Source organism: Streptomyces sp. NPDC026673, assembly GCF_040638135.1.
Taxonomy (GTDB): domain Bacteria; phylum Actinomycetota; class Actinomycetes; order Streptomycetales; family Streptomycetaceae; genus Actinacidiphila.
Window position 1 is genome coordinate 92,270 of the sequence record NZ_JBEZXR010000006.1, and the last position, 24,389, is coordinate 116,658.

A 24,389-nucleotide genomic window follows, 5' to 3' on the forward strand; every position below is an offset into this window, starting at 1 on the left:
GGATCAGGCCGGGAAGGCCAGCGACAGCGCGAACCGGCCCTCGGGGTCGGTCCACCAGTGCCGCAGGGTGAGCCCGGCGGTGGACAGCTCGGCCCGCACGCCCTCCTCGCGGAACTTGGCGGACACCTCGGTGCGCATCTCCTCGCCGCGGCCGAAGTCCACGGTCAGGTCGAGCGCGGGGACCTTCACGGTCACGTCGGCGCGCGCCCGCAGCCGCATCTCGATCCACTCCTGCTCGCGGTCCCACACGGCGACGTGGTCGAAGTCGTCCGGATGGAAGTCCGCGCCGAGTTCGCGGTCGATCACCGACAGGACGTTCTTGTTGAAGGCCGCCGTGACGCCCTGCGCGTCGTCATAGGCCGCGACCAGCACCGCCTCGTCCTTCACCAGGTCGGTGCCGAGCAGCAGCGCGTCGCCCGGGGAGAGCAGGGCGCGGACCGAGGCCAGGAAACGGGCCCGCTCCCGGGGCAGCAGATTGCCGATCGTGCCGCCGAGGAACGCGACCAGGCGCGGGCCCGGGGTCTCGGGGAGGGACAGGCCGTGCTGGAAGTCGGCGACCAGCGCGTGCACGGTCAGGTCCCGGTGGTCGGCGAGCAGCGCCTCGCCGGCGCCTCTGAGCGCGGACTCGCTGACGTCGATCGGCACATACGTCAGCGGTGCGCCCAGCGCCCCGATCAGCAGCCGGGTCTTCTCCGAGGAACCGGAACCCAGCTCGACGAGCGTGCGGGCGCCGGTCGCCTTGGCGATCTCCGGTGCCCTCGCGAGCAGGATCTCCCGCTCGGCGCGGGTCGGGTAGTACTCGGGCAGCCGCGTGATCTCCTCGAACAGCTCGCTGCCGCGGGCGTCGTAGAACCACTTGGGCGGCAGCTGCTTGGGAGTGCGGGTCAGCCCGTACGCGACGTCGGCGCGCAGCGCGGCCGCGGTGGCGTCGGCGGGCAGGGTGCGGGTGAGGGTGAACGGGCTCACAGGTGCGGCTCCTTGAGCGGTATCAGCAGGACCTCGGTGGGATCGCCGTAGAGCAGGTGGCGGTCGGGGACCTCGGTCCAGCGCGGACTGTCGTCGTACGGCTCGGAGGCCACGACGAGAGAGCGGCCGGGCGTCTCCAGGTAGAAGAGCGTGTCGCCCCATGCGGTGGCGGCGATCGCGCGGCCGTCGGTCAGCAGGAAGTTGAGCCGTGAGTCGGGGGTCAGCGCGGCGAGTCGGCCGACGGTGTCGGCGAGCGCCTCGTCCGCGGGGGCCCCGGCGCGCAGCCGGTGCAGGGTCAGCGCCCAGGCCAGCGCCGAGTCGCAGCGCGCCTCCAGGGTGAGCAGCTCCTCCGGCGGCAGGGCGCGGGCGGCCTCGGCGACCGAGTGCGGCCAGCCGCGCAGCGCTCCGTTGTGGCTGAACAGCCACCGGCCGGCGGTGTACGGGGCCGCCGCGGACTCGTCCGCGGCCGACCCCTCCGTGATGTCGCGGACGGCGCCGAGCAGCGCGCCGGAGCGCGTCACCCGGCACACGTCCGCGAACGACGGATCGTCCCAGATCGGCCCGGAGCGCCGATAGCGCGCCGGCAGCGGGTCGTCGTCCGCGTACCAGCCCAGGCCGAAGCCGTCGGCGTTGACCGTGCCGTACTTCTGCCGGCGCGGCGCCCACGACTGGCGGTAGAGCGAGTGCGGCGGGTCGATGACGAGCTCGCGGAGCGCGACGGGCGGACCGACGTACGCGAGGTGCCGGCACATCAGCCGTCCCCCCGTCTTCCCGGGGCGCTCACACCTGCTCCGGACGGGCGTCGCGGGCGGTGCGGAAACCGGAGAAGATCTGCCGCCGGATCGGGTAGTCCCAGTTGCGGAACGTACCCCGGCAGGCCACCTGGTCCACGGCGAAGGAACCGCCGCGCAGCACCTTGTGGTCGGGGCCGAAGAAGACCTCCGAGTACTCCTTGTACGGGAACGGGGCGAAGCCCGGGTAGGGCAGGAAGTCGCTCGCCGTCCACTCCCACACGTCGCCGACCAGCTGCCGTACACCCAGCGGCGAGGCACCGGCCGGGTAGCTGCCCACCGGGGCCGGCTGGAGGTGCCGCTGCCCCAGGTTGGCGTGCTCGTGGCCGGGATCGGCGTCACCCCACGGGTAGCGGCGGGAGCGGCCGGTCGCGGGGTCGTGGCGCGCCGCCTTCTCCCACTCGGTCTCCGTGGGCAGGCGGCGCCCGGCCCAGCGGGCGTAGGCGTCGGCCTCGTACCAGCACACGTGGAGCACGGGCTCGTCCCGCGGTACCGGCTCGGTCGCCCCGAAGCGGCGGCGCAGCCACACGCCGCCCTCGTGACGCCAGAACAGCGGAGCGAACAGGCCGTGTTCACGGACATGTGCCCAGCCGGCCGGCGTCCACCAGCGCTCGTCCTCGTAGCCGCCGTCCTCGAGGAAGGCGATGTACGCGCCGTTGCTCACCGGCACCGTGTCGATGAAGAACGGCGCCACCTCGCGGGTGTGCGCCGGCCGTTCGTTGTCCAGCGCCCACGGCTCGGCCGAGGTGCCCATGGTGAACGGGCCGCCGGGCACCAGGACCTCGGCCGGCAGCAGGGCCGTGTCCGCGGGTGCCGCCGGCGGCGGGGGAGCGGTCAGGACGGCGGGGCCGTGCCGCAGCTGATGGGTGATCAACATGGTCTCGTCGTGCTGCTGTTCGTGCTGGGCGATCATGCCGAAGGCGAAGGCCGCGTCGGTCAGCGGGCTGCCGTGCAGCGGGGCGCGCTCCAGGATGTCCAGCACCCGGCCGCGCACGTCGGCGGCGTAGGCGTGGGCCTCCGCCGGCGGCAGCAGCGGCAGCGTGGGCCGCTCCGAGCGCGGGTGCTCGAAGGCGTCGTAGATCGGGTCGATGTCGGGGCGCAGGGCCTCACGGCCGCCGACGTTCCGCAGCAGCCACTGCTCCTCCTGGTTGCCGATGTGGGCCAGGTCCCAGACCAGCGGGGACATCAACGGGGAGTGCTGGGCCGTGAGTTCGCTGTCGTCGACGCAGGTGGTGAGCGCCCGGGTGCGGTCACGTGCCGTGGTGAGGGCCGCCAGTGCCCGCCGGCGCAGGGCTTCGGGGTCGAGCGCGGGTGCGGTCACGAGCGGCTCTCCTTGCGTAGGAAGTCGTCGAGCAGGTCGTCGGCGGGACACCGGCCGCGCAGGACGTAGCGCTCGGTGAACTCGGCCACCGCCTGCTGTACGGCCTCGTCGGCCCCGAGCCGCGGCAGGGCCTCCCGGGCCGCGGCGAAGCAGGTCACGGCGGTGGCGCGCAGCTCCGGGTCGGCCAGGCCGTGCCGCGCGGCGCGCCGCCACAGCGGGTTGCGCGGCGCCGGGTGCTGCCCGGCCGTGTCGGCGAGCGGCTTCACCGCCCGGTACGCGACCTCGGATGCGGCGGCGTCGTCGAACAGCGCCGCGGCCACGGCCAGCGGCACGACCCAGCCGTCCCGGCCCGACTGCGCGTCGATCATGCGCAGCTCCAGGTAGCCGCGCGGCCGCACCGGCGGGAAGAGCGTCGAGAGGTGGTAGTCCAGGTCGGCGACGGTCGGGCGCCGGTACGCACTGTCGCGGATCCAGTCACGGAAGGTCAGCCCGTCGGGCACCGTCCACGGTCCCTCGTCGCCGCGGATGCACAGCACCGGGGCGTCCAGGGCATAGGCGGTCCACGCCGTGCGCGGATCCGTTCCCAGGGGCGGGGCCAGGGTGCGTCCCGGGTCCAGCGCGGCCCACACCGCCTGCCGGGTGGACCGCCAGCCGGTGGGTCGGCCGCCGCTGAGCGGCGAGTTGGCGAACGCGGCCACCAGGACCGCGCCCAGCAGATGCGCGAGCACCCAGCGCCTGCCGAGCCCGAAGGGGCCCGGTTCGGCCGTGCCCGAGTCCAGGCAGACCTGGACGGACGCGGTGGAGCACATCATGGCGCGGCCCGCGGGGCTCGAGCGGTCGAAGTACATCTCCATGGCGGCGTAGCGGGGCTCGTTCAGCAACCGCCGGGGGCGCCGCCACGGATCGTGGCCGTGCCCGGCCAGCGCCAGGCCCTCCTGGCGGAGTCTGCGGCGTACGGAGTGGAGATCGGCGGCCGCGGCGTTGACGCACGCGGTAAGTGACGCGGCGGGCAGCGAGCTGAGCTCAAGCTGGCCGCCGGGCTCGGTGGTGAGCCGGGAGCGGAGGTACAGGGTGCGCAGTCCGGCGACGGCGGCGCCGAGTCGCGCGGGGCCCACCGGGCGGGCCGGGTCGTGCGGATCGTGGAGGAGCCATTCCAGTTCCACGCCTATGCGGCGGGGCGGGCCGGTTTTGAAACAGATGCCCTGGATATGGTCCTCCGCCGCTGTCTCGGTGATCGGTTCGGATGTCTCCATCCGCTGGCTGGTGCCGGGCATGGCCGGGACCTCCCGTCGAAGGCGGCGTTCCGTGTCCGCCCGGCCGGAGCCGCGCGGTGTCCGTACCACCTAAGCCCTTCGGTGCGGGGTGCTCAAGAGCGCCCCGGACGAACGGCCGAGGGACGGCAGGTGACGCCCGTGTCGATGGCGGCCCCTGCCGTCCGGTCCGAATCAAGAGTGGACCGGTCCCCGGCAACCCGCATCTCCAGGGGGCGTTGCCGCAGGTCAGGGGGAGGGACGCCGGAACCTCCCCGGCGGTCTTCCGGTCGGCGGCGGCGCGCACCGGCGCCGCGGCCGGGACGGCCGCCTCACCCCCGGGCAGCGCCGCCGCGAGCTCCGCGGCCGTGCGCGGCCCCGCTCCGGGTGCGCCAAGCCGATCACGTCGCATTGTGTGCGCCTTACCGGACGGACCCACACCAAACCGGTCCGGCCGGTGCGGCAGGTCTGCGGCGGCGCCCTTCCGCGGGCCGATTCCGCTCAGCGGTCCAGGAGGGCCGCGCGCCCCTGTGCGCGGTAGCGGTCGAGCAGGGCGGTCCGGTCGGCGGCGGTGAAGCGGCGGTACGCCGTGCCGCAGGGACCGTCGTCCGGTGCGGACCACCAGACGGGGTCGGGACAGCGGAAGCCTTCGCGGCGGAGCGCCGCGCGCCGCACCTTGTTGGTGGCGGTGACCGGCATGCGCGGCACGACCCGTACGAAGCGCGGGGCCGACTTCGTGCCGAGGTCGGGCTGCGCGGCCAGGAAGGCGGCGAAGGCGGCGGGGTCGAAGCGGCCGCCCTCGCGGGGCGCGAGGGCGGCCATCACCTGGTCGCCCGAGACGGGGTCGGGGACGGCGTACACCGCGACGGCCGCCGCGGCCGGGAAGCGGGCCAGTACGTTCTCGATGACGGCGGCGGCGAGGTTCTCGCCGTCCACGCGCAGCCGGTCGTCGGCGCGGCCCGCGAAGTGGAACCAGCCCTCCGTGTCGCGGAAGAACAGGTCACCGGTCCAGTACCAGCCGTCCCGGGTGCGGGCGGCCACCGCCTCCGGGTTGCGCCAGTAGCCCTCGAAGCGCGATCGGCCGCGGTTGACCAGCTCGCCGATCGCCTCGTCGCCGTTGAGCAGCCTGCCGGCCGTGTCGAGGACCGCGCGGGGCCGTTCGGCGCCGGTCCGGGGGTCCACGACGGCCAGGTCGGCGCCGGGTGCCGCGCGCCCGACCGCGCCGGGCGGTGTCCCGGGGGAGCGCTGGATGGCGGCCCCGCCCTCGGAGGAGCCGTACCCCTCGGTGAGGGGGACTCCGAAGCGCTCCGCGAAGCGGGCCGCGTCCACGGCGCCCGCCTCGGTGCCGAAGCCCCGGCGCAGCCGGTGGTCGCGGTCGTCGGGCCGTTCGGGAGTGGCGAGCAGATACTGCACGGCCCGCCCGACGTAGGTGAAGTAGGTGGCTCCGTAGGACCGCACGTCCGGCAGGAAGCGGGAGGCGGAGAACGTCCGGCGGAGCGCGACCGCGCCGCCGCCGGCGAGGGCGGGGGCCCAGCCGGCGATCACGGCGTTGCCGTGGAAGAGCGGCATGCAGAGGTAGTGGACGTCCTCCGGTCCGAGGCCGAGGAAGCCGCTCAGCGACGCGCCCGCGTCGGCCAGCCGCCCCTGGGAGACGATCACGGCCTTGGGCGCGCCGGTCGAGCCCGACGTGAAGTAGAGCAGCAGCCGGGACTCCGGCCGTATCCGCCCGGAGCGCGCCGGCGGACCGGAGCACTCGTACGGACGCAGCAGGGCCGGGTACGCGGGGTCGTCGACCACGAGGATCCGTTTCCGGGGCAGACCGAGCGGCAGTCCGTCCAGCGACGGAAGATGCGCGCGCTCGGTGACGAGCAGCGCGCACTCGGTGTGCGTGATGTCCCGGGCGAGTTCCGCGCCCCGCCGGGTCGGGTTGACCCCCACCACGGCGGCCCCGGCGCACGCGGCGGCGCCGAGCCACAGCGGGAACTCCGGGACGTTGCCCAGGAGCACACCCACGTGCGGCTCGGCGCCGCGCGGCAGCAGGTCGGTCAGGAGCGCGGCGCGGGCGGCGGAGGCCGCCGCGACGTCATGACGGCTGAGTCTGCGCTCCCCGTAGAGCAGGCCCGGGCGCCGATCGCCCCACTGGCCCTCGACGAGCTCCGCTATGGTGCGGCCCATGAGCCCGCACCATAGCTGACGCCACGTCAGATGTCAGGCCTTCGGGGCCTCCTGGCCCTCGGCGATGGACTTGCGGACCTCGTCCATGTCCAGGTCGCGGGCCTGCTTGATCAGGTCCTCGAACGCGGGCGCGGGCAGCGCGCCGGGCTGGGAGAAGATGGCCACCTTGTCGCGGATGATCATCAGCGTCGGGATGGACTGGATCTGGAACGCGGCGGCCAGCTCGGGCTGCGCCTCCGTGTCGACCTTGCCGAACACGAGGTCGGTGTTCTTCTCCGCGGCCGCCTCGTACACGGGGGCGAACATCCGGCACGGGCCGCACCAGGACGCCCAGAAGTCGATCAGGACGAAGTCGTTGTTGCCCACGACCTCGTCGAAGTTGTCCTTGGTGAGCTCAACAGTGCTCATGCTTCCCTTACCTGCTTCCGGGTGCCGTCGGTCGGGACCCACTGACCGTAACCGAGGGCAGCGCTGCGCTATTCCGAACGCCGTCCCCCGGCGCGTCCGCCCGCGGCCCCTCCCCGGACAGGGATGCCGGGAGCGGATCGGGGCCCGATGCTGGAGAGGGCGGGGCCTTCCGTCGCCCCGCCACCGCAGGCGCGGTGCCGGCACTCCGACGGGAGCGAGCGACGATGGCGACGATGCACGCCGTACGGGCCCATGAGCGCGGCGGCCCCGAGCGGCTCCGCTACGAGACGGCGCCCCGCCCCGAGCCGGCGGCGGGCGAGGCGCTGGTGGCCGTCCGGGCCGCCTCCGTGACCGCCGGCGAGCTGGACTGGGACGCGACCTGGACCGACAGCTTCGACGGCTCGGGCCACGACCGCACCCCCACCATCCCCTCGCACGAGGTGTCCGGCGTGGTCACCGCGGTCGGCCCCGGGGTCACCACCCCCAGGGTCGGGGACGCCGTCTACGCGCTGATCCCCTTCGTCCACGACGGCGCCGCCGCCGAGTTCGTCACCCTCCCCGCGGACATCCTGGCCGCCAAGCCCCGGCGCCTCGACCACGACACGGCCGCCTCGGTGCCGCTCGCGGCGCTCACCGTCTGGCAGGCGCTGGCCCGGCACGCCGGGGTCACCCCCGGCCGGCACGTCCTCGTCCACGGGGCGGCGGGCGGCGTAGGGTCCTTCGCCGTCCAGATCGCCGCCGCACTGGGTGCGAAGGTCACCGCGACCGCCTCGGCGCGCGACGCCGCCTTCGTCACCGGACTGGGCGCCGAACGCGTCATCGACTACGCCGGCAGCCGCTTCGAGGACGAGGTGTCGGATGTCGACGTCGTCTTCGACGGCGTCGGGGGCGACACGCAGAACCGCTCCTGGTCCGTGCTGCGCCCCGGCGGGATGCTGGTCAGCATCGTCTCCCCGCCCGATCCGGAGATCGCCCGCGCGCACGGCGCCCGCGGTCTCTTCTTCGTCGTCGAGCCGGACCGGACGGGTCTGGAAGCGGTCTCCCGGCTCATCGACAGCGGCAAGCTGATGCCGAAGGTCGACCGGGTGGTCCCGCTCACCGAGACCCGCGCCGCCTATGAGGCGCTGGAGCGCGAGCACCGCCGCGGCAAGGTCGTCATCCACGTCGCCGACGAGGCGTGAGCCCTGATCCCGGAAGCGGGCGCGCCCCTACGGGACGACCGTCACCGGCCAGCGGCCCGCCTTGACCAGCCGCACCGCGACCGAGCCGACGATCCGGTGCCCGGCCTTCTCGGAGGCGCCGACGACCACCGCGTCGGCCTTGAGCTCGTCGGCCGCCTTGGACAGGCCCCCGAAGGGGTCGCCGGTGAAGGTGTGGAACTCCCAGCGCAAGGGGGAGACGACCTGGAAGCGCTTGGTGGCCTTCTCTATCTCCGACTTGAGCTGATCGGCGATCTCGGCGGTCGCCTCCGCGACCGGCGCGCCGAACGCCGCCCCCGCCGCCAGGACGGGCTGGACGTAGACGATCGCGAGGAGCGCGTTCTGGCGCCGCGCCAGCCCTGCCGCGTAGGCGACGGCACGCCACGACGACTCCGAACCGTCCAGTCCGGCGGCGATCACCTTCGGACCGTCCGTGCCCCGCTCGAAAGCCGTCTTGTCGCTCACGTTCCGAGCCTACTGGCGCGGCTGCCTGGCGCGCCGCACCGGGCGGGGGGAATCCGCGGTCGTGGCCAGGTGGCCGCCGACCAGGCGCTGCAGCGCGGAGGCGAACACCGCCCGCTCGCCCTCGGGGAGGGCCTCCAGCGCGTCACCGTGCACGCGTGCCGTGATCGCCCCGCCCCGGGCGGCCAGCTCCCGGCCCGCGTCGGTGACGGTGATGATCCGGGCCCGGCGGTCCGTGGGGCACGGCCGCCGTTCGGCGAGTCCGGCCCGCTCCAGCTCGTCCATGGTGACCACCATCGTGGTTTTGTCCTGCTGGGAGAGCTCGGCGAGTTGAGCCTGCGTCAGCTCCCCGGGGAGCGCGTGCAGCAGCACGCAGTAGCCGCGCGGGGTGAGGCCGATCTCGGCCAGCGCGGCCGCCATCCGGTTGGTCATCGCGTGGCTGGCGTGCTGCAGCAGTCCCGTGAGGTCGGGCGCGGCGGGCAAAGGTGCCGTGGAGCTCATGTTCCGAGCCTAGCAAACAAGTTCGTTACGGGATTATCAGTGCCGCGAATTGTTCGACCGGTAAATCGCTCGGCCGCGCGGGCGGTGCTGCCTAGCATGGGACGGCATGAACCTCCCGACGCGTCACCACGACGTCCCCGGCAAGCCCTCCCTCGACGGGCTCGAAGCGAAATGGTCGCTGCGCTGGGACGAGTCGGGTGTACACCGCTTCGACCGGTCGAGGCCGCGCGAGGACATCTTCTCCATCGACACCCCGCCGCCCACGGCCAGTGGATCGCTGCACGTCGGCCATGTCTTCTCGTACACGCACACCGACACCGTCGCCCGCTACCGGCGCATGCGCGGGCAGACCGTCTTCTACCCGATGGGCTGGGACGACAACGGCCTGCCCACCGAGCGCCGGGTCCAGAACCACTACGGCGTCACCTGCGACCCCTCGCTCCCGTACGACCCGGCCTTCACCCCGCCGGAGCGCCCCGGCGCACGTCACCTGCCCATCTCCCGGCGGAACTTCATCGAACTGTGCGAGGCCCTCACCGCCGAGGACGAGAAGGCCTTCGAGGAGTTGTGGCGCCGCCTCGGCCTCTCCGTCGACTGGACGCTCACCTACCAGACCGTCGACGCCCGCTCGCGCGCCGCCTCGCAGCGCGCCTTCCTGCGCAATCTGGCGCGCGGCGAGGCCTACACGGCCGAGGCGCCCACCCTGTGGGACACCACCTTCCGCACCGCCGTCGCCCAGGCCGAACTGGAGGACCGCGAACGGCCCGGCGCCTACCACCGGCTCGCCTTCCACCGCCCGGACGGCGGCCGGGTCCTCGTCGCCACCACCCGGCCCGAACTCCTCCCCGCCTGCGTCGCCCTGGTCGCGCACCCCGACGACGAGCGCTACCGGGAGCTGATCGGCACCACCGTCACGACCCCGGTCTTCGGCGTCGAGGTCCCCGTTCACGCCCACCGGCTGGCCGACCCGGACAAGGGCACCGGCATCGCCATGATCTGCACCTTCGGCGACACGACCGACGTCACCTGGTGGCGTGAACTCCGGCTGCCCACCCGCCCGGTGGTCGGCCGCGACGGGCGCTTCCTGCCCGCGCCGCCGGCCGCCCTGGAGACGGCCGCGGCCCGCGCCGCCTACGCGAGGCTGGCCGGCGCCACCGCGCACACCGGCCGCGAGCGGCTGGTCGCGATGCTGCGCGAGAGCGGCGACCTGGACGGCGAACCCGAAGCGGTCGTCCACGCCGTCAAGTTCTTCGAGAAGGGCGACCGGCCGCTGGAGATCGTCACCACCCGCCAGTGGTATCTGCGCAACGGCGGCCGCGACGAGGCCCTGCGCCGCCGGCTGCTGGAGCGGGGCCGCGAACTGCAATGGCACCCCGAGCACATGCGGGTCCGGTACGAGAGCTGGGTCGAAGGCCTCAACGGCGACTGGCTGATCAGCCGCCAGCGCTTCTTCGGCGTCCCCGTCCCGGTCTGGTACCCGCTCGACGACTCGGGCGAGCCTGTCCACGACAAGCCGCTGCTCCCCGACGCGTCGGCGCTGCCCGTCGACCCCGGCAGCGACGTCCCCGACGGCTACCGGGAGGAGCAGCGCGGCGTCCCCGGCGGCTTCACCGGCGACCCGGACGTCATGGACACCTGGGCGACCTCCTCGCTCACCCCGCAGATCGCCGCCGGATGGGGCACGGACGAGGAGTTGTTCGCCAAGGTCTTCCCGATGGACCTGCGGCCGCAGGCCCACGAGATCATCCGGACCTGGCTGTTCGGCAGCATCGTCCGCGCCCACAGCGAGCAGGACGTCCTGCCGTGGCGGCACGCCGCGATCTCGGGCTGGATCCTCGACCCGGACCGCAAGAAGATGTCCAAGTCGCGGGGCAAGGCCGTCACCCCGGGCGACCTCCTGGAGCAGCACGGCTCCGACGCCGTCCGCTACTGGGCGGCCGGCGCCCGGCCCGGTACGGACACCGCCTTCGACACCGGGCAGATGAAGATCGGCCGGCGCCTCGCGATCAAGATCCTCAACGTCGGCCGCTTCGTGCTCACCTCCGGCGCGGTCGCCGACGGCGGCGCCGCGGCGGTCACCGCGCCGCTGGACCGCGCCCTGCTGGCCGGGCTCGCCGCGACGGTCCGCGCCGCCACGGACGCCCTGGAGGGCTTCGACCACGCCCGGGCCCTGGAAGCCGTGGAGTCCTTCTTCTGGGACTTCTGCGACGACTACGTCGAGCTGGTCAAGGCCCGCGCGTACGACGGCGACCCCTCGGCCCTCGCGACGCTGGCCACCGCCCTGTCCGTCCTGCTGCGGCTGTTCGCGCCCTTCCTTCCCTTCGCCACGGAGGAGGTCTGGTCGTGGTGGCAGGACGGTTCCGTCCACCGGGCCGACTGGCCCTCCGCGGAGACGCTGGACGCCCTGGCGGGCGACGGCGATCCGCGCGTCCTGGACGCCGCCCGGGACGCGATCACCGCGGTCCGCAGGGCCAAGTCCGAGGCCCGGCTGTCGATGCGGGCGGACGTCGAGCGGCTCGTCGTCACCGGCCCTGCGGAGGCGCTGGCCCGCCTCGCCCTGGCCGAGGACGACATCCGTGCCGCGGCCCGCGCGCTGGCGGTGGAGCGGGTCACGGCGGGCGGTGACGAGCTGTCGTTCGAGGTGCGCCTCCCGGAGGCGCCCTGACCGATTCGTTGCTGTTGGCCTGGTGGGTGGGGGGCCTGCCGGTGGGTGGGTGCGGGTTCGTCTCGCTCCCTTCGGTCGCAAGGCGGCGGGCTGCGGATGGGAGGGTGGGTGCGGGGCCCTCGTGGCGGTGTGCGGGTGGGTGCGTGGCGGGTGTTCAGGCACCGGAGCGGGTTGCCTTTCCGGCGCCTGGGGTCTCGTTGCCGTCCGCGGGTATAGATGGCCGCTTCCCCGCCATCGGTGGGTGGTGGGCGCGCCCGCCGTGACCGGCGTCTGCGGCTGATTCGAGGTGCTGTCGAGCCGTTGACGGGAGATCGGGCTCTCTTTCGCCGATATGTTCGGCGGAACAGAGCCCGTTCTTTGAGCGGGGGGACATCGGGCTCGCTTTCGCCGACATAGTCGGCGGAACGGAGCCCGATCTCGGAAATCCACCCGCCGAGCCCGTCGTCGGCCGGGGAAGCACCCGCAGACGCGGGTTACGGCGGGCGCGCCACCCACGAAGGGTGGGCGTGGCAACCAGCCATCTCTACCCGCGGACGGAAACGAGACCCCAGGCGCCGGAAAGGCACCCCGCTCCGGCGCCTGAACGCCCGCCGACCACCGGCCCGCACACTGCCGACGGCCCGACGCCGCCCACCCTCCCATCCGCAGCCCGCCGCTTTGCGACCGGAGGGAGCGAGACGGCGGGACAGCCGAACCACCGGCAGCACCCCCCCACCACCCCGCACGGAGCACCTACGGCATCGGCACCGGCTGCGGTGGGCGCGGCCCCACATAGAGGCCGCTCGGGCGCATGCGCAGCGGAGGCTCCCCGTACTCCTCTAGGGCGTGGGCGATCCAGCCCGCGGTCCTGGCGACGGAGAAGATCGTCTCGCCGGCCTCCGGGAGCATGCCCGCGGAGACGGAGAGCACCGCCAAAGCAAGGTCGACGTTGGCGTGGAGCGGGGTGTGACGGGCCGTCGTCCCGGCCACCTCGCGGGCGGCGGCCAGGGCCGGCGCCGCGTACGGGACGTCCTCGAGCAGCCGGAAGAGCATCACCGCGCGCGGATCCTCGGCCGCGTAGAGGCGGTGGCCGAGGCCCGGGACGCTGCGGCCCGCGCGCAGGTGGTCGGCGACGACGGGGGCCGCGCTGCCGCGGTCGAGGACCTCGGTGAGCATGCGGTGGGCCAGCCCGCTGGCGGCGCCGTGCAGCGGACCGTCGAGGGCCCCCAGGCCGGCCGAGACGACGGCGTACGGGTGGGCACGGGCGGAGGCGGCGATGCGCACGGCGAGTGTCGAGGCGGCCAGGTCGTGGTCGATGAGCAGGACGAGTGCCGCGTCCAGCACCCGCAGTGAGGCCTCGTCGGCCGGGTGACCGGACAGGCGGGACCACAGCCGCCAGGCCAGCCGGCCTCCGCCCCGGTGCGGGGTCCCGGCCGGGGGCAGAGCGCGGACCAGCGTGGGGATCAGGCCGCGGGCGGCGCCGAGCACGGCCTCGGGGGAGAGGTCGAACCGGAGCGGGTCCGCCACGGCCGCCGCCACGGCCGTCGCCCGCAGCCGGTCCATCGGGCCGCTGTGCCCGGGCAGCGCCGCGACCGCCCGCCGGGCGGCCTCCAGCGCCTGCGGTGGCGAGATGAAGCGCACCCCGCGGCGCAGGACGCCGGTCCACAGCCACTCCGCCACCTCCTCGTAGCCGTACCGCTCGGCCAGGGCCGTCGCGTCGACCCCGCGGAAGTAGTAGCGGTCCCGGTCGATGAGGGTGATCGCGGTGCGCACCGGGCCCGTGCCGGCGTCCTCGGCGGGCTGCTGCGCCGCGCGCCGGGTGCGGCGCACCAGGGCGTCGACCTCCTCGGGATCGAAGGTGCTGCCGCGCCCGCCGGGGGCGCGGCGGCTGCTCAGCAGGCCGCGGCTGACATAGGCGTACACCGTTTCGGGCTTGACCCCGAGCCGCTCGGCCGCCTCGCGGGTGCTCAGCCGTTCCTCCGTCGTCATGACTCCATCCCATCACACATTGATTCAATCAATGTTGACGAGGATTGAATCAATGATGGATGGTCGAGTCAACATCGAGCCGTCGAAGCAGCAGCGGAGGACCACCGTGACCGTCATGCCCGTCATCCCCGACGTACCCCGCGGCCTGAAAGGAGTCGTCGTCACCGAGACCGCGCTCGGCGACGTCCGAGGGACCGAGGGCTTCTACCACTACCGCCAGTACTCGGCCGTCGACCTGGCGCAGAGCCGCACCTTCGAAGACGTCTGGCACCTGATGCTGCTCGGCACGCTCCCCGACGCCGCGGGGCGGGACGCCTTCGCCGGGCGCGTCGCCCCGCTGCGCCGCCTGCCGGACGCGGTCGGCGAGGCACTGCCCGCCATCGCCCGCTCCGGCGCGCTCAGCGGCCCTCTCGCCGGGCTGCGCTCCGCGCTGTCCCTGCTGGGGGCGGCCGAGGGGTTCCGCCCGCTGTACGACGTCGGCCCGGAGCGTCGGCTGTCCGACGCCCTCGCCGCGACCGCCGCCGTGCCGACGCTGCTGACCGCCCTGTACCGCCTCGGCCGGGGCCTGGCGCCGGTCGCCCCGCGCGAGGACCTGCCGTACGCGGCCAACTACCTCTACATGCTCACCGGAGCGGAACCCGACCCTGCGCACGCCCGGGCCGTCGAGCGCTATCTGATCTCCACCGTCGACCACGGCTTCAACGCGTCCACCTTCACCGCCCGGGTCATCGCCTCCACCGGGGCCGACCTCGCCGCCTGTCTCACCGGAGCCGTCGGCGCGCTGTCCGGCCCGCTGCACGGCGGCGCCCCCAGCCGCGCCCTGGACACCCTGGACGCCATCGGCACCCCGGACCGCATCGATCCCTGGATCCGCGAACGCGTCCTGGCCGGCGACCGCATCATGGGCTTCGGGCACCCCGTCTACCGCACCGAGGACCCCCGCTCCCGGATGCTCAAGGAGGTCGCCCGCTCCTTCGGCGGCCCCCTGGTCGACCTCGCCGTCCAGGTCGAGGCGGGGGTCGAGGCGATACTCGCCGAGTTGAAGCCCGGCCGCGAACTCCACACCAACGTCGAGTTCTACGCGGGCGTCGTCATGGAGCTGTGCGGCCTGCCGCGCGAGATGTTCACGCCCACCTTCGCCTGCGCCCGAGTCGTCGGCTGGTGCGCCAACATCCTCGAACAGGCCGAGGACAGCAAGATCATTCGTCCCGCCGCCCGCTACGTCGGCCCGGTCCCGCCCCAGCCCGTGCCGGCGGCGTGACGGCCCCGCGGACCGGTCAGGGCATCGCGGGGCGTTCCATCAGGAGGTAGTCGCCCTCCTCGCCCGTGCGGCGGTAGCCGGCGTCCTCGTAGAGGCGGAGGGCCGGATTGGCGCGGTGGACCCCGAGTGCCGGCGTCCGGTGGCCGGCCTCGCGGGCCTGCGCGGCGAACGCGTCGAGGAGGAGGCGGCCGAAGCCGCGTCGCCGCAGGGCGGGGACGACATGGATGCCGATCAGCGTCGCCTTGCCGTCCGCGGGCATCCACATCATGGAGCCGGCCGGCTCGCCGTCGACCTCCAGGATCAGGGTCCGGTCCAGGCAGTCCACCCACAGGGCGAGGTTGCGGTCGATCGCCCCGGTCCAGGCCGCCTCGGCGGCCGGTTCGACGGTACGGATGTAGTCGCGTTCCCACCGCAGCAGGTGCGGCAGGTCCGCGGGCCGCGCGGGGCGGGTGACGGTCGTCGGGCCGGGGCTGCTGTGCACGGTGGTCACCGTAACGTCCCGCCCGCGCCCGGCGGCGGCCGGGCCGCCGCTACCCCCGGGCGGCCGGCTTGCGGTCGACCGGCGTGACCGGGGTGAGGGTCTCCTCCTGGGTGCGGCGGGGGCCGGACCAGGGCGCGGGGACCGCGTCGAAGAGATAGGCGAAACGGTAGGCCAGGTCCTCGTAGTTGACCCGCCAGCCGCGGAAGTGCGGCCACGCCTCCTCGGGGGCGCGCTCCAGCGGGTAGCCGTTGGCCGCGGTGTGGGCGACGGCCGCGGCGAACTCCTCGTACGGCAGCCGGATGGCCGCGTCGGGCGAGGGGTCGGCGTCGTACGGGATCCGCCAGATCGCGGCGATGTCGCGCAGGCAGACGAAGCCCGCCCGCAGGGCGAGCCGGGCCTCGGCCTGCGGGCGGCCGGGGTTGAGGGCGAGCTGCATGGCGGCGGCGTCCATGACGGCGAGCAGGGCGATCAGCCAGCTGCGGTCGGGCTGCGGGGAGCGGAACCGGCTGAGCACCGTGTAACTGGTGTGGCTCTCGCTCACCTCCGCCGCCCACCGCTCCCAGTTGCGGAACAGCTCGGTGAGGCTGTCGGTGAGCCCGATCTGGGCGTAGCGGGCGAGGATCTCCGGTCCCCACGGCGGGTTGCCCGCCCGGGCCTGCAGCAGGGTCACCTCCGCCTCGCGGCGGGAGTAGGCGGCGTACAGGGTCGGCAGGTAGCCGATCTGGAGGCCGATGGTGATCGGGCCGGTCGCGGCGGCGATGAAGTCGATCACCGTGAGGTCGACGTGGTGGCTGCTGGCGAAGCCCAGCGTGAACAGCGAAGAACCCGCCTCCCGCAGCGCGTCGACCGGGTCCAGGTCGCTGACGGCGGCCTGCAGCATGGCGTAGCCCGCCCAGAACGCGATCAGCCAGCCGATCAGGTTGGCGAGGATGGACACCGCGGCCACCGGGACCAGCACGCGGTCCTTGGCCTCGGGTGAGCGGCAGCGGTCGGCGACGAACTGGAAGGGCAGGTGGACCGCCGCGTGCACCAGGCGCGTGAAGCTGGACCGGGTGGGCCGCGGGATCACCAGGGTGCGCAGCACCGACGAGAAGGTCCCGGCGACGACCAGCGCCCCGACGAGACCGATCAGGACGCGCACTGGACTTCCCTCCCCGGACGGTTCACAGCACCCGCCGGCGGACCAGCGCGGCCAGCACCAGCACACCGGGGAGCAGGGGCAACCATACGGTGACGATGCGGTAGGCCAGCACCGCGGAGGTCGCCGCCACACCGGTGGCGCCCGCGGTGACAAGTGCCAGGACCAGGGCGACGTCCAGCGAGCCGAGTCCGCCCGGCGTCGGCAGCAGCGCCGCCGCCGCGCTGCCCGCCAGGTACGCCACGGCCACGTGTGCGGCCGGTACCGGCGCGTGCAGCGACCGTACGACCGCTACCAGTACCGCGGCGTGCATCACCGGGAAGGCCAGGGAGCCCGCCCACAGCGCCGCCACCCGCGCGGAACGGCCGTGCACCGCCCGGACGTCGGTGGCGACCGTGCCGAGGAACGAGCGGACCGTGCGGCGGACGTGGCGCACCGACAGCAGGACCACCAGGACGGCGCAGAGCGCCGCGCCGGCGACGAGGGCGAGGGTGAGGTCGGGCCGCCCGGGCACGACCTTGTGCAGGTCGAGCGCGTGCGGGAAGGCCGCCAGCAGGACCGCCAGCAGCCCGATCCGCACCACGCATGCCGCGAGCGCCCGCACGGTCAGCGCGGCCGCGGAACGGCTGGGGGACAGGCCGCAGCGCAGCAGGAAGCGCAGGTTGACGGCGTTGCCGCCGACACCCGCCGGGAGGATGTGGTTGGCCGCCGACGCGGCGAACTGGGTGGCCAGCAGCCGTCCTGCGGGCAGCTGTTCCAGCACCGCGCCCTGCTGGGCGGTGGCCGAGCACACCCAGGCGAGCAGCGTCGCGGCCCCGGCCGCCAGCAGCCACTCGCCGTCGGCGGAACCCAGCCGGTCGGTGCCGGCGTCCACCATCGGCCACTGCCGCTGAACGATCAGGGCCACCACGAACAGCGGTGCCACACCGAAGATCTGACGCATTGGGAGGCGCCGCCACATGCCTGTTACGCCCTTCCGGTCGCCGCGGTCGCCCGCGCTGCCGTGAGGCGCTCCCCGGCGCAGCCCCGGCCGTACCTACGCACGACCATACGGTGCGGCGACCCGTGCCGCTCATTCGGCGGCGGGTCCGGCCCTCCCGTGGTACGCGGCGGGACCGGACGCGGCGCCGTCGTGCGTCGCGGGGCAGGCGGGAATGCGACGACAGGCTCTACAGCTCGAGGTGGCTGCCCTGGCCGTCCACGCGGTCGGCCGACTCGTCGTCGAACCACACCGCGTCGGTGGCGAGGTAGCGGAAGCGGTGCGCACCCGCCGGGAGGATCACCGACACCGTGCGGGTGCCGTCGCGGCGGGGGACGAGGGTGTGCCGGCCGGGTTCCCAGCCGTTGAAGTCGCCGACCACGCTGACGGTGCCCGGCGGATGGTCCAGGGGCAGGGCGAAGGTGATCCGGGTCTTGCGGCCGAACAGCTTGGTGCGCCTGAGCATGGACTCTCCCTGCGATGGCGGACGAGGGACGGAGGACGTGCGGTGCGCGGGTGCCCCACATTCTTCCGGTGCGCCGGGGAAAGTCACATACCGACTGGTCGGTGTTCCGGGATATCGTGACCCCGGACGACACGACGTAGGCATGTTTGCGGAGGGAGTCGCGGTGCGCGCGATCCAGATCACCGAGTTCGGCGGGCCCGAGGTGCTGCGGCAGGTGGAGCTGCCCGAACCCGAGCCGGGGCCGGGGCAGCTGCTGGTCGAGGTCTCCTCGGCGGGCGTCAACTACGCCGACACGCACCTGGTGGAGAACTCCTACCTCTCCAAGGCCACCCTTCCCCTCGTCCCCGGCGCCGAGGTGGTCGGCCGCACCGCCGGCGGCCGCCGCGTGGTCGCCCTCACCGACAACGGCGGCTACGCCGAGCGGGCCGTCGTCGAGGAGTACCTCGCCCACGACGTGCCCGAGGGCGTCACCGACGGCCAGGCCCTCGCCCTGGTCGTCCAGGGCCTCACCGCCTGGCACCTGCTGCGTACCTCCGCCCGCATGGCCGAGGGCGAGTCCGTCGTCGTGCACGCCGCCGCGGGCGGCACCGGCTCGCTCGCCGTGCAGCTCGCCAAGGAGTTCGGCGCGGGACGCGTCATCGCCACCGCGTCCTCCAAGGAGAAGCGGGACCTCGCGCTGGAGCTCGGTGCGGACGTCGCGGTCGAGGCGGACCCCACGGACGCGGCGGGGCTGAAGGAGCGGCTCGTCGAGGCCAACGGCGGCAAGAAGGTCGACATCGTGCTGGAGATGACCGGCGGCCCGGTCTTCGACGCCTCGCTGGCCGCGCTCGCCCCCTTCGGCCGCCTGGTGACGTACGGCCTCGCCTCCCGCGTCCCCCCGACCCCGGTCCAGGCGGCGCAGCTGATGGGCCGCTCCCGGGCCGTCGTCGGCTTCTGGCTGATGCACTGCCTGGGCCGCCCGGGCATGTACCGCGAGCCGATGGCCGAGCTGCTGGCCATGACCGCCGACGGCCGGCTGAAGCCCCAGGAGGGCGGCAGGTACCCGCTGTCCGAGGTCGCCCGCGCCCACGAGGACCTGCGGGCCCGGCGCACTTACGGGAAGCTCACGCTCGACCCGGCGCGCTGATCCTCCCGGGCCGCCGGCCGCGTTCCCGCCCCGCCGTTCGCGCCTCCGCGGAGGCACAATCGACAGCGGAGCACGAAGCCGCGGCCGGCGGCCCGGAGGAACGGGAGGGGCCATGGACAGGACCCGCTTCGCCCCCGACCGGGGGCTGACCACCCGCATGGTGGTCACCATGTTCATGATCGGGCTGCTCTACGTCGTGTTCGTGGGCGTCCTGCTGGCGCTGCTGCGGGGCGCCTGGCCGCTGATCCTCATCGTGGCGGGCGGGCTGTTCATCGCCCAGTTCTGGTTCAGCGACCGGATCGCCGCCTTCAGCATGGGCGCCCGCGAGGTCACCCCCGAGCAGGCCCCCGAACTGCACGGCGTCGTCGACCGCATCTGCGCCCTGGCCGACATGCCCAAACCCCGTGTCGCCATCGCCGAGAGCGACGTCCCCAACGCCTTCGCCACCGGCCGCAACGAGAAGGCGGCCCTGGTGTGCGCCACCACCGGCCTGCTGCGCCGCCTGGAGCCCGACGAACTGGAGGGCGTCCTCGCCCACGAGCTCTCGCACGTCGCCCACCGCGACGTGGCGGTGATGACGATCGCCTCGTTCCTGGGCGTCCTCGCCGGGGTGGTCACCCGGATCGGACTGTGGGGCGGCCTCGGGCGCAACAGCCGCGACCCCGGCACCGCGATCGTGGTCATCCTGATCCCGCTGGTCAGCGCGCTCGTCTACTGCGTCAGCTTCCTGCTGACCCGGATGCTGTCCCGCTACCGCGAGCTGTCCGCCGACCGCTCCGCCGCGCTGCTGACCGGGCGGCCCTCCGTCCTGGCCTCGGCGCTGACCAAGGTCTCCGGTCAGATGGCCCGCATCCCCACCGAGGACCTGCGCAAGGCCGAGCCCTTCAACGCCTTCTACTTCGTCCCCGCCTTCGCCGGCGGCCAGAGCCTGGCCCAGTTGCTGTCCACGCACCCCACGCTGGAGCAGCGGCTGGCGCAGCTCGGCCGGATCTCCGTCGAGCTGGGGCGGCGCTGATGGGGTTCCTCGACGCGCTGCTCGGGCGCAGCAAACCCGTCAAACCCGACCTGGACCAGCTCTTCGGGCTCCCCTCGGCGGCCCTCACCCTGGAGGCCGCGGCCGGGTTCCGGCCCACCGGGGTGGGCTCCGTGTGCTTCGCCGCCGTGGAGGGCGGCGCCTTCGCCGAAGTCCAGCAGGACGTACGGGCCCTCCTTGACATGGAGACCGGCGAGGGCGCGGTCCCGGTGGAGTCCGTCCGTGACGCGTACGGCTACACATGGTTGGTCGTCCGCCGTCCGGCCGACGACCTGACGGGTCTCGTCGGCGACCTGCACGCGGTCAACTCGGCCCTGGAGGGCCACGGCTTCGGCCCGCAGCTGCTGTGCTCGCTGGCCGCCTTCCGCGACGACGACGGGCGCTCCCTGGCGCTGGTCTACCTCTACAAACGAGGTTCGTTCTACCCTTTCGCCCCGCTCCCGGGGGAGAAGCGCGACAGCCGCCTGGAACTGCAGGCCAAGGCCCTGCTCGGCAACGACCTGCGCCTCGAGGAGGACCTCGGCCGCTGGTTCCCCCTCTGGGGCGCGCCGGGCCTGGGCGGCTGAGGACCGGCGGTTCGCCGGCCCCGCCGCTCCCGCCGTCGGGGGCGGCTGCGGCTCAGCCCCAGGGCTCGACGTCCACCACGGCCTCGACCGGCACGGACCCGTACACGTGCGGGAACTCCTCCCCGTTCGGTGGCATGGCCTCGTACTTCAGCGGGACGTCGAGCCGGGCCGGGTCCACGACCAGCACCACGAGCTCGTCGGGGCCCTCGTGGTCGCCGTACAGGAAGGCCGCGACGCGTGGGAGCTGATCGCGGGTCGAGAAGTGGACGAATCCCACCTGCTCGAGCGTGCGGCCGCGGGTCGACATCGCGTAGCGGCCCGACGCGCGGGCCGTCTCCCACAGGGACCGTTCGGTGAGGTGGACGATGTGCTCGGTGTTCGGCATGCGGTCACGCTACGGAACCGGCCGGGCCCCGCGCATCCGCATTCCGTGCCGCCGCGGACGGAGGGGCGGGGGGGTGAAGCTGTCAGCCGCCGTTGGTGAACACGCCGATGCCGTTGGCGACCAGGCGTTCCGTGCCGCCCGCGGGGTGGTTGCGCACCTTGGCGCGGGGCGCGCCGGGGGCGCGGGTGACCAGGGTGGAGGAGCCGCCGCCGTCGAGGTTGACGGCGGAGTCCGCGCCGAGCCCGGACATCAGCGAGGCCAGTTCGCGCACCGTGAGACCGGCACCGGACTCGGCCTTGCCGTCCAGCGCCATGAGGTACAGCGTGCGCCCGCCGTCGCCGAAGCCCGCCGAGGTGCGCGTCGCCGCGACGCCGTCGTCCAGGTCCACCAGCGGGTAGCCCTCGCGCAGGATCGGGTAGCCCCCGACGGCGAAGCGATAGGTGCCGCCGTACGCGGAGGCGACCAGCCGCTGCCGCACGTCGACCGCGTCTCCGGGCTCCAGCGGGCGCAGCGCCTCCGCGCCCGCCTCCCGGCCGACGAGGACCACCGTGCCGGGCGGGATGGCGCCCCGTCCCGGCCGCTCGCCGGTGCTCACCACCCGGCCCTGGCGCACCGTCACCTCGTAGGTGTCCTCGCTGCAGGGCGCCGCCCGCCTGAGGTCGTCGCCGCAGGCCGCGCGGAGCCGGGAGGCGCTGCCCCAGTCCGCGGTGTACGCGCCCACGCCGCCGACCGGGAGCGCGTACTGGTTCAGGCCGCCCAGCGGCACCGTGCCCCCGGCGAAGGCGACCGAGCCGGACAGCCGGAGCCGGTCCAGCCGGGCGACCCGGTCGCCGCCGATGGCCAGGACGTCCTCGGTGGACGTACCGGAGGGCAGACCGGGGCCGAACCGCTGACCCACGGGGACGGCCGACTTCAGCACCCGCCCCGTGGCGATCGCCGGGCCGACCGGGGCATGGGTCGCGGGCACCCCGGGGTGCTGGGTCTCGCTCATGTTGAAGAAGTCGGCGTTCACGCCGCCCACGGCGCCGGCGGCGTCGGCCAGGCCGGAGACCTTGCCGCGCCCGGCGACGACGCCCGGGTGCAGCAGGTCCACGCGAACACCGGGCGTGCTCAGGCCCACCGTCAGCAGGTGCCCGCGGACTGCGCCCTGGGCTCCCTCGTAGGTGAACGTACGGTAGTCCACCCCCGTCGCGAGCGTGCTGCCCGCGCCGTAGCGCAGTCCGTCCCCCGCGACCGCGGCGGCCGCCCCGGTAGAGCCGCCGAGCAGGGCGCTCCACGCGAGCGCCATCGAGATCGCCAGGCGTACCCGGCGGGGTCGTCGAGTCACCATTGCTCCAGCCCGAAAACCGATTACCTGACGAGGGCTCAATGGTTGCCCGGGCCTCCCGGGTTGTCGCAGCACCACGCCGCGTGAGGGCGGAGAACATGCCGCCATGAGCGGAAAAGTCAGTGAAAGTCGCCTAGCCGTGCGACCTGTTGTGCGACCCGCGGGTGAAGGGCGTACGAGCGCCCGCCGCCTCAGCCGGGGAAGGCGTACACCGTGGCCGCCTGGGCCGCGGGCTCGCCGGCGCCTTCGGGGGTGAGCTCGATGTCGATGAACGCGAGCCGCCGTCCGAGCTTGGTGACGCGTGCGGTGACCAGTACGTCGGTGCCCATGATCGCCCGCTGGAAGGTGGTGGACTGCTGCACGGTCGTCATCGGCCCGTAGCCCCCGCGGGCCGCGGACACCGCGATCACGGTGGCCGTGTCGGCGGCCGCCATCAGGGCCTGGCCCGACATCGCGCCGCCCTCGCGGGCCAGCCGGTCCGACCAGGGCAGCCGCAGCACGGCGTGCCGCTCCCCGGTCTCCTCCACGGAGAGCCCCAGATCCCGCACACAGGGCGCGAAATTGTCGGCCAGGACCTTGTCCGCCTCGGCGGTGGTGATCGTCACGGCGGACATTCTGACGCACCGTCGCGGGGGCGCACCAGAGCGCGACGAGTGTGGGGCCGTATATGCCATTGCGGGTATATAGCCTCAGGAGTATATTGGGAGATGTGTCCATACCCTTCGACGTGCTGGCCGAGCCGACGCGGCGGCGGATCCTCGATCTGCTGCTGGAGCGCCCCCGTCTGGTCGGGGAGCTCACCGAGCACCTGGGCCTGAGCCAGCCCGGCACGTCCAAGCACCTGCGGGTGCTGCGCGAGGCGGGTCTGGTCCAGGTGCGCGCCGAGGCGCAGCGCCGCTGGTACGAGCTGTGCCCCGAGCCCCTCCGGGAGGTCGACGCCTGGCTCGCGCCGTACCGCCGGCTCTGGGGCACCGGCCTGGACGCGCTGGAGCGGCATCTGGACGCCATGCCCGACGAGATGGAGGAGCCATGACCACGGACACCGGCGAGACGCTGACCACCGCGGACGGCCGGACCGCGCTGCGGATGGAGCGGCGGCTCGCACACCCGCCGGAGAAGGTGTGGCGGGCCCTGACCGAGCCCGGGCACCTGTCGAAGTGGTTCCCCTCCGATGTGGAGATGGAGCCGAGGGTGGGCGGCAAGGTGCGCTTCCTGTTCCGGCACGGCGAGGGAGCGGACATGGACGGCGAGGTCACCGAGTGGGACCCGCCGCACGTCGTCGCCTACACCTGGGGCGCGGACCTGCTCCGCTGGGAGCTGATGCCGGAGTCCCTCGGATCCGTGCTGACCCTGACGCACACCTTCGCCGACCGCCCCGGCGCCGCCAGCTTCGCCGCCGGATGGGACGCCTGCATCGCCGCCATCGACCCCGAACTGGAGGGCGAGCCCGTGCCCGCGCCGGGCGACATGAACGCGGCGCACGAGCGCTACGTCAAGGAGTTCGGCCTCGACCGCGGCACCGCGGAGGAACTGCCCGTCGGCTGGAAGGTCCGCTTCGAGCGGCAGCTGACCCAGCCGGCGGCGACGGTGTGGAAGACCCTGCTCGTCGGGGTGGCCGCGCCCGAGGTCGGCGGCCCCGTGCCGCACGGTTTCGTGGTGGGCGACTTCGCGGCCGGCCCGGTGAGCGAGCTGCGCCCGAACGAGGCCCTCGCCTATCCCTGGGACCTCCACGGACGGCACGAGGGGACCGTGCGCTGGGAGCTGACCGAGGGCACCGGGCACGGCGCCCGCCTGCTCCTCACCCAGACCGGGATCCCCGAGGTGCCCGCGGCCCGGGCGCTGGACGTCTGGCGGGACCACGTCGAGAGCCTCGCCGCCAAGCTGGCCGCGATGCCCCGCTGACCAACCGGTCGAGGGTCCG

At 74.0% G+C, this 24,389-nt stretch carries 24 protein-coding genes; 8 read left to right on the forward strand and 16 right to left on the reverse strand.

What is annotated here, in order from left to right; all coding sequences use genetic code 11:
- Window positions 1-3 precede the first annotated feature (3 nt).
- From egtD to trxA, 6 genes are all read right to left on the reverse strand, one after another.
- The gene (egtD, locus tag AB0F62_RS07280; protein WP_361793113.1) at window positions 4-966 is read right to left on the reverse strand and encodes an L-histidine N(alpha)-methyltransferase; all 963 of its coding nucleotides are present in this window, start codon (window positions 964-966) and stop codon (window positions 4-6) included.
- Window positions 963-1,718 (reverse strand): ergothioneine biosynthesis protein EgtC, encoded by a 756-nt coding sequence (egtC, locus tag AB0F62_RS07285; RefSeq protein ID WP_361793115.1) that lies wholly within the window; start codon window positions 1,716-1,718, stop codon window positions 963-965. The genes egtD and egtC overlap by 4 nt, the downstream gene beginning before the upstream one ends.
- A gap of 28 nt (window positions 1,719-1,746) precedes the next feature.
- Window positions 1,747-3,078 carry an ergothioneine biosynthesis protein EgtB gene (gene egtB / locus AB0F62_RS07290; RefSeq protein WP_361793118.1) on the reverse strand — a complete coding sequence of 444 codons (1,332 nt, stop codon included), beginning with the start codon at window positions 3,076-3,078 and terminating at the stop codon, window positions 1,747-1,749.
- Complete coding sequence (gene egtA / locus AB0F62_RS07295) at window positions 3,075-4,352, reverse strand: ergothioneine biosynthesis glutamate--cysteine ligase EgtA (protein WP_361793120.1); 1,278 nt, start codon at window positions 4,350-4,352, stop codon at window positions 3,075-3,077. Before egtA ends, egtB begins: the two co-directional genes overlap by 4 nt.
- Before the next feature lie 477 nt (window positions 4,353-4,829).
- The gene (locus AB0F62_RS07300) at window positions 4,830-6,503 is read right to left on the reverse strand and encodes an AMP-binding protein (protein ID WP_361793123.1); all 1,674 of its coding nucleotides are present in this window, start codon (window positions 6,501-6,503) and stop codon (window positions 4,830-4,832) included.
- Between the two features lie 33 nt (window positions 6,504-6,536).
- Window positions 6,537-6,911 carry a thioredoxin gene (gene trxA, locus AB0F62_RS07305; RefSeq protein ID WP_361793126.1) on the reverse strand — a complete coding sequence of 125 codons (375 nt, stop codon included), beginning with the start codon at window positions 6,909-6,911 and terminating at the stop codon, window positions 6,537-6,539.
- A gap of 224 nt (window positions 6,912-7,135) precedes the next feature.
- Between trxA and AB0F62_RS07310 the strand changes: the two genes are divergently transcribed.
- A complete protein-coding gene (locus tag AB0F62_RS07310) occupies window positions 7,136-8,092 on the forward strand; it encodes an NADP-dependent oxidoreductase (protein WP_361793129.1) in 957 nt (318 codons plus the stop codon).
- Between the two features lie 27 nt (window positions 8,093-8,119).
- Here the strand turns inward: AB0F62_RS07310 and AB0F62_RS07315 are convergent, their stop codons facing one another.
- Window positions 8,120-8,575: a universal stress protein gene (locus AB0F62_RS07315; protein ID WP_361793132.1), complete on the reverse strand. Its 456-nt coding sequence runs from the start codon at window positions 8,573-8,575 to the stop codon at window positions 8,120-8,122.
- 9 nt (window positions 8,576-8,584) lie between these two features.
- Window positions 8,585-9,073: a MarR family winged helix-turn-helix transcriptional regulator gene (locus AB0F62_RS07320; RefSeq protein WP_361793135.1), complete on the reverse strand. Its 489-nt coding sequence runs from the start codon at window positions 9,071-9,073 to the stop codon at window positions 8,585-8,587.
- 106 nt (window positions 9,074-9,179) lie between these two features.
- Between AB0F62_RS07320 and valS the strand changes: the two genes are divergently transcribed.
- Window positions 9,180-11,738, forward strand: coding sequence for a valine--tRNA ligase (valS, locus tag AB0F62_RS07325; RefSeq protein WP_361793138.1), 2,559 nt, complete (start codon window positions 9,180-9,182; stop codon window positions 11,736-11,738).
- 732 nt (window positions 11,739-12,470) lie between these two features.
- Here valS and AB0F62_RS07330 read toward each other — a convergent pair.
- Window positions 12,471-13,706: a citrate synthase gene (locus AB0F62_RS07330; protein ID WP_361793141.1), complete on the reverse strand. Its 1,236-nt coding sequence runs from the start codon at window positions 13,704-13,706 to the stop codon at window positions 12,471-12,473.
- 115 nt (window positions 13,707-13,821) lie between these two features.
- On the opposite strand from AB0F62_RS07330, the gene AB0F62_RS07335 reads away from it, so the two are divergent.
- Window positions 13,822-14,967 (forward strand): citrate synthase/methylcitrate synthase, encoded by a 1,146-nt coding sequence (locus AB0F62_RS07335; protein ID WP_361793446.1) that lies wholly within the window; start codon window positions 13,822-13,824, stop codon window positions 14,965-14,967.
- A 16-nt stretch (window positions 14,968-14,983) separates the two neighbouring features.
- Here AB0F62_RS07335 and AB0F62_RS07340 read toward each other — a convergent pair whose 3' ends face one another.
- The 4 genes from AB0F62_RS07340 to AB0F62_RS07355 all read right to left on the reverse strand — a co-directional run bounded on the left by AB0F62_RS07340 (window position 14,984) and on the right by AB0F62_RS07355 (window position 18,031).
- Window positions 14,984-15,448 carry a GNAT family N-acetyltransferase gene (locus AB0F62_RS07340; protein ID WP_361793143.1) on the reverse strand — a complete coding sequence of 155 codons (465 nt, stop codon included), beginning with the start codon at window positions 15,446-15,448 and terminating at the stop codon, window positions 14,984-14,986.
- A gap of 49 nt (window positions 15,449-15,497) precedes the next feature.
- On the reverse strand, window positions 15,498-16,589 hold the full coding sequence (locus tag AB0F62_RS07345) for a hypothetical protein (RefSeq protein WP_361793146.1): 1,092 nt from the start codon (window positions 16,587-16,589) through the stop codon (window positions 15,498-15,500).
- Between the two features lie 22 nt (window positions 16,590-16,611).
- The gene (locus tag AB0F62_RS07350) at window positions 16,612-17,511 is read right to left on the reverse strand and encodes a lysylphosphatidylglycerol synthase transmembrane domain-containing protein (RefSeq protein WP_361793149.1); all 900 of its coding nucleotides are present in this window, start codon (window positions 17,509-17,511) and stop codon (window positions 16,612-16,614) included.
- 244 nt (window positions 17,512-17,755) lie between these two features.
- On the reverse strand, window positions 17,756-18,031 hold the full coding sequence (locus AB0F62_RS07355; protein WP_361793152.1) for an isoamylase early set domain-containing protein: 276 nt from the start codon (window positions 18,029-18,031) through the stop codon (window positions 17,756-17,758).
- Between the two features lie 163 nt (window positions 18,032-18,194).
- Here AB0F62_RS07355 and AB0F62_RS07360 point away from each other — a divergent pair, with 163 nt between their 5' ends.
- The 3 genes from AB0F62_RS07360 (at window position 18,195) to AB0F62_RS07370 (ending at window position 20,756) form a co-directional block, all read left to right on the forward strand.
- Window positions 18,195-19,157, forward strand: coding sequence for an NADPH:quinone oxidoreductase family protein (locus tag AB0F62_RS07360; RefSeq protein ID WP_361793154.1), 963 nt, complete (start codon window positions 18,195-18,197; stop codon window positions 19,155-19,157).
- 112 nt (window positions 19,158-19,269) lie between these two features.
- Complete coding sequence (gene htpX / locus AB0F62_RS07365) at window positions 19,270-20,172, forward strand: zinc metalloprotease HtpX (RefSeq protein WP_361793156.1); 903 nt, start codon at window positions 19,270-19,272, stop codon at window positions 20,170-20,172.
- The gene (locus AB0F62_RS07370) at window positions 20,172-20,756 is read left to right on the forward strand and encodes a hypothetical protein (protein ID WP_361793158.1); all 585 of its coding nucleotides are present in this window, start codon (window positions 20,172-20,174) and stop codon (window positions 20,754-20,756) included. Before htpX ends, AB0F62_RS07370 begins: the two co-directional genes overlap by 1 nt.
- A gap of 52 nt (window positions 20,757-20,808) precedes the next feature.
- Here AB0F62_RS07370 and AB0F62_RS07375 read toward each other — a convergent pair whose 3' ends face one another.
- From AB0F62_RS07375 to AB0F62_RS07385, 3 genes are all read right to left on the reverse strand, one after another.
- Window positions 20,809-21,141, reverse strand: a complete 333-nt coding sequence (locus tag AB0F62_RS07375; protein ID WP_361793161.1) for a DUF952 domain-containing protein — start codon at window positions 21,139-21,141, stop codon at window positions 20,809-20,811.
- A gap of 82 nt (window positions 21,142-21,223) precedes the next feature.
- Window positions 21,224-22,429 (reverse strand): phosphodiester glycosidase family protein, encoded by a 1,206-nt coding sequence (locus AB0F62_RS07380; RefSeq protein WP_361793449.1) that lies wholly within the window; start codon window positions 22,427-22,429, stop codon window positions 21,224-21,226.
- A 230-nt stretch (window positions 22,430-22,659) separates the two neighbouring features.
- Window positions 22,660-23,073, reverse strand: a complete 414-nt coding sequence (locus AB0F62_RS07385) for a PaaI family thioesterase (RefSeq protein ID WP_361793164.1) — start codon at window positions 23,071-23,073, stop codon at window positions 22,660-22,662.
- Between the two features lie 104 nt (window positions 23,074-23,177).
- Between AB0F62_RS07385 and AB0F62_RS07390 the strand changes: the two genes are divergently transcribed.
- Both AB0F62_RS07390 and AB0F62_RS07395 read left to right on the forward strand, forming a co-directional pair.
- A complete protein-coding gene (locus AB0F62_RS07390) occupies window positions 23,178-23,501 on the forward strand; it encodes a metalloregulator ArsR/SmtB family transcription factor (protein ID WP_361793167.1) in 324 nt (107 codons plus the stop codon).
- Window positions 23,498-24,370, forward strand: a complete 873-nt coding sequence (locus tag AB0F62_RS07395) for an SRPBCC family protein (RefSeq protein ID WP_361793170.1) — start codon at window positions 23,498-23,500, stop codon at window positions 24,368-24,370. Before AB0F62_RS07390 ends, AB0F62_RS07395 begins: the two co-directional genes overlap by 4 nt.
- Window positions 24,371-24,389 lie beyond the last annotated feature (19 nt).